A 7,038-nucleotide genomic window follows, 5' to 3' on the forward strand; every position below is an offset into this window, starting at 1 on the left:
GGACACCGGCAAGGAACAGAAGATCGAGATCAAGGCCGGCTCCGGCCTCTCGGACGAAGAAGTCCAGCGCATGGTGGCGGACGCGGAAGCGAACCGCGAAGAAGACAAGAAGTTCCACGAGCTCGTGCAGACGCGTAACCGTGGCGACCAGCTTGTCCATGCCACGCGTAGCCAGCTCAAGGAGCACGGCGGCAAGATCCCGGCCGAGCAGCTCGCCGGCATCGACAGCGCCGTCTCCGATCTCGAGAAGGCTCTCGCGGGCGAAGACAAGGACGCGATCGAGTCGAAGATCACCAACCTCGAGCAGGTAGCGCAGGCGCTCTCCGCCGCGGCCCAGTCCGGTGGTGCGCAGGACACCGCGCAGCAGTCGGCACCGGGCGGCGGTTCGGCCCAGCCGGACGACGTGGTCGACGCCGAGTTCACCGAAGTCAAGGACGAGAAGAAGTAATTCGTCTTCGGCATGTAATGACGCGCCGCGGGCTCGATGCCGGCGGCGCGGTACCGACGGTTAACCGGAACGATCGCGCCGAGGGGCAACCCGTCGGTGCGTTCGTCCGTCCAGGGAAAGTACACGTGACATGAGCAAGCGCGACTACTACGAAATTCTCGGTGTCGAACGCACCGTGACCGAGGGCGACCTCAAGAAGACCTTTCGTCGCGTCGCGATGAAGTATCACCCTGACCGCAATCCGGACGACCCGGAAGCGATCGACAAATTCAAGGAAGCCAAAGAGGCTTACGAAGTGCTGGCCGACGCGCAGAAGCGCGCGATGTACGACCAGCACGGACACGCGGCCTTCGAGGGTGGCGGGTTCGGTCGTGGCGGTGGCGCCGGTTTCGGCGACGTCGGCGATATCTTCGGCGACATCTTTGGCGACATTTTCGGCGGCGGTGGCGCAGGTCGCCAGCGCGCGCGTCGTGGTGCGGACCTGCGCTACATGATGGATCTGGATCTCGAGGAAGCCGTGTTCGGCGTCGAGAAGAAGATCGAAATCCCCACCCAGGTCAATTGCCACCACTGCAATGGCTCGGGTTCGGAAGACGGCAAGGTATCCAAGTGCAGCACCTGCGCCGGTCACGGCCGCGTGCGCATGCAGAACGGCATCTTCTCCATCCAGCAGGCCTGCCCGACCTGCCATGGCTCAGGCCAGAAGATCGACAAGCCCTGCAAGAAGTGCCGCGGGGAAGGCCGCCTCGAGGAAGAGCGCACGCTGTCCGTGCGGATTCCTGCCGGCGTCGACAACGGCGATCGCATCCGTCTGACCGGGCAGGGCGAAGCGGGCCCTGCCGGTGCGCCGTCCGGCGATCTCTACGTGGAAGTGCGAGTGCGCGAGCACGCCATCTTCCAGCGCGACGGCAGCGACCTCTATTGCGAAGTACCGATCCGGTTCGCCCAGGCAGCGCTCGGTACCGACCTCATGGTGCCCACGCTCGAAGGTGAGATCCCCGTCAGCGTGCCGCCCGAGACGCAGACCGGTCATCAGTTCCGCATGCGCGGCCGTGGTGTGAAGTCGGTCCGCGGTGGCGGTGCCGGCGACCTCATCTGCACCGTCGTCGTCGAGACGCCAGTGCGCCTGACCAAGGAACAGCGCGAACTGCTCACGCAGCTCGAGGCCACCTTTGTCGGCGAGGATGCGGCCAAGCACACGCCGCGCTCGACGACCTTCATCGATGGGGTAAAGGACTTCTGGTCGCGCGTGACGTCGTAAGTCGCCACGACCCGCTCGGTTCGCCACACCCTCGCTCGGCAGGAGCCGATTCATCGGCGATTCCTGCACGGCGCCGCTTTGATGACTTGTCGTAACTTGCTTTCGCCGATGAATCGGCTCCTACAACGGTCGCGTTGTGGGGGCCGTTTTCTTTTCGGACGCCTGCTACGATTCGCCTTCCCATCGCACGCAGAAGGCTGCCCCATGACCCGTCCCGCCCGTCTCGCCATCAGCGGCGCCTCCGGTCGCATGGGCACTGCGCTGCTCGGACTCGTGCGTGGCGACGAACGCTTCGAGCTCGTTCGCGCCATCGTGTCGTCGGGATCGCCCCGGATCGGCAAGGCGGCCTTCGGCGACGTCTCCGCGCTGCGCTTCACCGACTGGACCGACGCGGGCGATATCGACGTCGTCATCGACTTCAGCGGCCCGGAAGGCCTCGGCGCGGCACTCGACTACTGCGAAGCCTCGGGCGCCTCGCTCGTCACCGGCACGACCGGCCTCGAACCCGCGCTGGAAGAGCGCCTGACCAAGGCTGCCGAACGCATCGCCGTGCTGCGTGCCGCCAACTTCAGCCTCGGCGTAGCTGTACTGACGCGTCTGCTGCGCGAAGCCGCCGCGGCACTGCCAGGCTGGGACCTCGACATCATCGAAGCGCACCACGGACGGAAGGAAGACGCTCCCTCCGGTACGGCGCTGGCTCTCGGCCAAGCGGCGGCCGCGGGACGCGGAGCGACGTTGGAGGAGCTGGCGGTGTATTCGCGCGAAGGCCGTCCCGGTGCACGCAAGAACGGCACGATCGGTTTCGCCGTCGTACGCGGCGGCGACATCGTCGGCGAGCACCAGGCGCTGCTGATGGGGCAGGGCGAGCGGATCGAACTGGGGCACCGGGCGACGGATCGATCGATCTTTGCGCGCGGCGCGCTGGAAGCCGCGAACTGGATCGCCGGGCGTGCGCCCGGCACCTGGTCCATCGAAGACGTCATTACCAGCAAGATGTAAGAGCCCCGCTGGAAACGGCACGCCGGAGATCCCAGGTCGCCATAAGCGGTTGTAGGAGCCGATTCATCGGCGATCCCGCGGCAGCGGGCTGGGCTGTCGCTAGCACCCAATCGCCGATGAATCGGCTCCCACAGGGGGTTGTAAGCCCGTCAGTGGGTGCCGAACCACCAACCGACAAACAACGCGAACACGCCATAAAGTCCGCCAATCGGCATCAGCCAGCGGGCTTCCACGGCCCCCCGGCGGAACATTGCCCACAGTGCGATCACCGCGACCATGGTGATGGCGCCGGCCACGATCAGCGGCGTATCGAACAGCCACGGGGTGGCGAACAGCGCCAACGAACTCGGAATCGTCGCCTGGATCATCATGGCGCCCGAGATGTTCGCCAGGGCCAGTCGCTCCTTGCCCTGCCGCACCCAGATCAACGCGTTGACCGTCTCCGGCAACTCGGTGGCGACCGGGCTCAACACCAGGGCGACGATATGCGGCGACAGGTGGAAGAACTCGCCGAACGCTTCCAGCTGCCAGACGAAGGTGCGCGAGGCGATGGCGATAACGACCAGCGCCAGGCCCGTCTGCAGCATCACCCAGTTCATCGACGGATTGGCTTCGTGGGGACGGAAGGTGAGGGGCTCGAGCTCATCCTCGCCCTCGGGCGCGCTGGTGTCGTCACGCATTTCCCGCCAGACATAGGCGACGTAGGCGAGCAGAAAGAGCACGCCGAGCCAGGGCTTCCATGCGAAGGCCACGAGGCCCAGGCCCACCTTGACCACGAAGATCGCCAGAAACCAGGACTGGTCCCTGGCCAGCCGCTTATTGTCCACGCGCACCCGTAAGTCGGGTCTTTTCAGTCGTTTACGACCCGCATATAAAGCGAATCCGACCACGGCATAGGCGATCGTTGCAAGCACCAGCGGACCGCCGAGGGCGGCGCCGACACCGATGTCCTTTGCTTCGGGGGTCTTGCCGAACATGACCGCGACGAAGGTCACCGCGCTTTCCGGCAGGGCGGTACCGAAGGCGGCAAGCACCGTGCCGGTCGCCGTGGCGCCGAGGTTGAGCTTGCGCCCGAACCATTCGACGCCGTTGACGAAGTATTCGCAGGCGAAATAGATAGCCCCGGCCGAGACCAGGAATAGAAAGCATGTCAGCAGCATGTTTTATCTAAGGCCGGGCGAGCGAGATATACCGATGGCACAGCAACACCGCTCGCCCGGCCCGGGTAAGCATGTCGCTGGCCAAAGGTCTCGCCGGGCGGGCAGCGCACTCTCCGGGCGCTGTGCCGTTCGCGCCATGGGGCGCGAGGCCACCAAGTGTGTTGACGCGAACTCCTCGGGGTAGAGGATGGCTACTCCCCAATGACTTCGGCGCGGATGTTAACACGCGTTCGAAGATTCGATGAGACGCATTTGCGGGCTGTGTTTGCAGGCTGTGTTTGCACCCTTTGTTTGCACCCTGTGGGAGCCGCTTCAGCGGCGAACGGGGGTGCGGGAGCCTTGCCCGCTGACGCGGGATCGCCGCTGAAGCGGCTCCCACAGGGCTCCTCCCACAGGGCTCCTCCCACAGGGCTCCTCCCACAGGGCTCCTCCCACAGGGCTCCTCCCACCAGGCGCTCGGTCGGTCAGTCCGGGTGGGAGGCGCTGCGGTCACGGCCGGCGCCGTGCTGGCGGTCCAGCTTGCCGAAGATTTTCTTGAACACTCGGGAGAACTTGCCTCGCTTGGTCTTGCGGGTTTTTTCCTCCTCGGAGGTCAGCCAGGCGACCTGGATGACCCGGCGCTCGCCTTCATAAGGCAGGTGGCCGTGGAAGGAGTTCTCCGAGCGACGGAACACGGCAAACTCGCCATAAAGCGGCTTGAGCTCCGGCGCCACGGTGTTGTCGATATTGTCGATGGAGGCCAGGAAGCGCAGGCAGCCGTCACTGGTGTCCGGCCACATCGGGTTGAGGTAGATCAGCGCGGTGGCGATCTTGGACTTGCTGTCGGTGTGGATGGTGCCGTGGCGCTTGTTGAGCAGCCGGCACAGGGTGACCAGGGTGGGGTAGTCCTCCAGCCCCGGAATGCCCAGATGGCGCCCGATGGCCGAGGAAAACGCCCGCGACGTCATCTGCGCGACCAGCTCGTTCACGGACGGACCGCAGTCGCTGGCGTCGTACGGGAAAAACCCGGCGCTGGTGTATTGGGGGAAGTCGCGGTCGAGATCGTTGCGCGATTCGTCCGGTAACTGACCGTGCGCGATCATGAACGAAAACGGCTCATGCCGGATGTCGGTGTCGGGACGCTCCAGTCGGGCGGGGTCGAGCAGCATGCGGGCGGATCTCGGCTAAGTACCTCGGGCATCATTGTATCGTGTCAGGCAGGGTTGCCAGCGATATTTTCCTACGAGGCCGTTCACGGTTTTCCGATGGACAAAACGCGCCTTCACACCTATCATTCATACCCGCCCAATGATCCCTTATCCCCAAGGCCCACGAGCCGCTTAAAGCAGGCTTGCGGGCTTTGCTGCACCTGAAGGCGGCCCATCCCATGCGTACTCCTGCTCTGCTTGCTCTCGAAGACGGCAGCGTTTTTCACGGCCACTCGGTCGGTGCACGAGGCGAAACGATTGGCGAGGTGGTGTTCAACACCGCCATGACCGGTTATCAGGAAATCCTGACCGACCCGTCCTACTCCCGCCAGCTCGTCACCCTGACGTACCCCCATATTGGCAACACCGGCACCAACGACGTCGACGTCGAGGCCGATCGCGTTCACGCGGCGGGCCTGATCGTGCGCGATGTGCCGCGCCTGGCCAGTAACTGGCGCAGCACCGAGCCGCTGCCGCACTACCTCGCGCGCCACAACGTCGTGGCCATCGCCGGTATCGACACGCGCCGCCTCACGCGCATCCTTCGGGAGAAGGGCGCGCTGAACGGCTGCCTCGTCGCCGGTGACGCCATCGACGTGGACGCCGCCGTGGCCAAGGCGAAGGCCTTCCCGGGCCTCAACGGCATGGATCTGGCCAAGGTGGTCAGCACCACGAAGACCTACCAGTGGAGCGAGGGCACGTACGACCTCGACAAGCAGGCCTTCTTCAACGCACCGAAGAAATTCCGCGTGGTGGCCTACGACTACGGCGTGAAGCAGAACATCCTGCGCCTGCTCGCCCACCGCGGCGTCGACATCACCGTGGTGCCTGCGCAGACRCCGGCCTCGGAAGTGCTCGCCATGAACCCGGACGGCATCTTCCTCGCCAACGGCCCGGGCGACCCGGCAGCCTGCGACTACGCGATCGAAGCGACGAAGCAGATCCTCGAAACGAAGATCCCGTTGTTCGGCATCTGCCTGGGTCACCAGATCCTCGCGCTGGCCATCGGCGCGAAGACGCTGAAGATGAAGTTCGGCCACCACGGCGCGAACCATCCGGTGAAGGACCTCGACACCGGCCGCGTGCTGATCAGCTCGCAGAACCACGGCTTCGCGGTGGACGCGGAGACGCTACCGGCGAACGTCCGCGTGACGCATACCTCGCTGTTCGACGGTTCCCTGCAGGGCTTCGCGCTGACGGATCGGCCGGCCTTCTGCTTCCAGGGCCATCCGGAAGCCAGCCCGGGCCCCGAAGACGTCGGCTACCTGTTCGACACGTTCATCGCCTCGATGGAAGAGCACAAGGCCAAGCGCGCGTCCTGACGCGCAGCTAGCCCCCCACTCAACCATCCGCTTCGATTCGCGAGAGAAACCATGCCCAAGCGCACAGACATCAAGACCATCCTCGTCATCGGTGCCGGCCCGATCGTCATCGGCCAGGCCTGCGAGTTCGATTACTCCGGAGCGCAGGCCTGCAAGGCGCTGAAGGAAGAGGGTTACCGCGTCGTCCTGGTCAATTCGAACCCGGCGACGATCATGACCGACCCGGACACGGCGCATGCCGTCTACATCGAGCCGATCAACTGGCAGACGGTCGAACGCATCATTGCCAAGGAGCGCCCGGACGCGGTGCTGCCGACGATGGGCGGCCAGACCGGCCTCAACTGCGCGCTCGACCTTGCCGACAACGGCGTGCTTGAGAAGTACAACGTCGAGCTGATCGGCGCGTCGCGCGAAGCCATCCGCATGGCCGAAGACCGCAACCTGTTCCGCCACGCCATGGCCGACATCGGCCTGGACTGCCCGAAGGCGGAAGTCGCGCGCTCGATGGAGCAGGCGCTGGAAATCCAGACCACCGTCGGCTTCCCGACCATCATCCGCCCGAGCTTCACGCTTGGCGGTTCGGGCGGCGGCATTGCCTATAACAAGGAAGAATTCATCGAGATCGTCGGCCGCGGCCTCGAGCTCTCGCCCGTGCACGAAG

7 protein-coding genes and 1 riboswitch are annotated in these 7,038 nt (G+C 65.1%); of the genes, 5 read left to right on the top strand and 2 right to left on the bottom strand.

The window, feature by feature from the left end:
• From AC1DT2_RS12850 to dapB, 3 genes are all read left to right on the top strand, one after another.
• A partial coding sequence (locus AC1DT2_RS12850) for an Hsp70 family protein (RefSeq protein ID WP_477296650.1) occupies positions 1 to 448 on the top strand: 448 nt, incomplete at its 5' end.
• Positions 449 to 578: 130 nt separating this feature from the next.
• Positions 579 to 1,709 carry a molecular chaperone DnaJ gene (gene dnaJ / locus AC1DT2_RS12855; protein ID WP_477296651.1) on the top strand — a complete coding sequence of 377 codons (1,131 nt, stop codon included), beginning with the start codon at positions 579 to 581 and terminating at the stop codon, positions 1,707 to 1,709.
• Between the two features lie 204 nt (positions 1,710 to 1,913).
• Positions 1,914 to 2,708 carry a 4-hydroxy-tetrahydrodipicolinate reductase gene (gene dapB, locus AC1DT2_RS12860; protein WP_477296653.1) on the top strand — a complete coding sequence of 265 codons (795 nt, stop codon included), beginning with the start codon at positions 1,914 to 1,916 and terminating at the stop codon, positions 2,706 to 2,708.
• A gap of 149 nt (positions 2,709 to 2,857) precedes the next feature.
• On the opposite strand, the gene AC1DT2_RS12865 is transcribed toward dapB, so the two are convergent.
• Entirely contained in the window at positions 2,858 to 3,868 is a 1,011-nt protein-coding gene (locus tag AC1DT2_RS12865; RefSeq protein ID WP_255548445.1) for a sodium:calcium antiporter, read from the bottom strand.
• 19 nt (positions 3,869 to 3,887) lie between these two features.
• A riboswitch (yybP-ykoY riboswitch) is annotated at positions 3,888 to 4,080 on the bottom strand.
• A 252-nt stretch (positions 4,081 to 4,332) separates the two neighbouring features.
• Positions 4,333 to 5,016 (bottom strand): 2OG-Fe(II) oxygenase family protein, encoded by a 684-nt coding sequence (locus AC1DT2_RS12870; RefSeq protein ID WP_213948199.1) that lies wholly within the window; start codon positions 5,014 to 5,016, stop codon positions 4,333 to 4,335.
• A gap of 218 nt (positions 5,017 to 5,234) precedes the next feature.
• On the opposite strand from AC1DT2_RS12870, the gene carA reads away from it, so the two are divergent.
• Both carA and AC1DT2_RS12880 read left to right on the top strand, forming a co-directional pair.
• On the top strand, positions 5,235 to 6,377 hold the full coding sequence (carA, locus tag AC1DT2_RS12875; RefSeq protein ID WP_063570741.1) for a glutamine-hydrolyzing carbamoyl-phosphate synthase small subunit: 1,143 nt from the start codon (positions 5,235 to 5,237) through the stop codon (positions 6,375 to 6,377).
• A gap of 51 nt (positions 6,378 to 6,428) precedes the next feature.
• The coding region (locus AC1DT2_RS12880) for a carbamoyl phosphate synthase preATP-grasp domain-containing protein (RefSeq protein WP_477296654.1) at positions 6,429 to 7,038 on the top strand (610 nt) is incomplete at its 3' end.

It is taken from the genome of Luteibacter sp. P4_E6 (assembly GCF_056401535.1).

Coding starts and splice junctions, on each gene's coding strand:
- AC1DT2_RS12870 (WP_213948199.1), bottom strand. CDS start 5,016: ATGCTGCTCGACCCCGCCCGACTGGAGCGTCCCGACACCGACATCCGG.
- dnaJ (WP_477296651.1), top strand. CDS start 579: ATGAGCAAGCGCGACTACTACGAAATTCTCGGTGTCGAACGCACCGTG.
- AC1DT2_RS12865 (WP_255548445.1), bottom strand. CDS start 3,868: ATGCTGCTGACATGCTTTCTATTCCTGGTCTCGGCCGGGGCTATCTAT.
- dapB (WP_477296653.1), top strand. CDS start 1,914: ATGACCCGTCCCGCCCGTCTCGCCATCAGCGGCGCCTCCGGTCGCATG.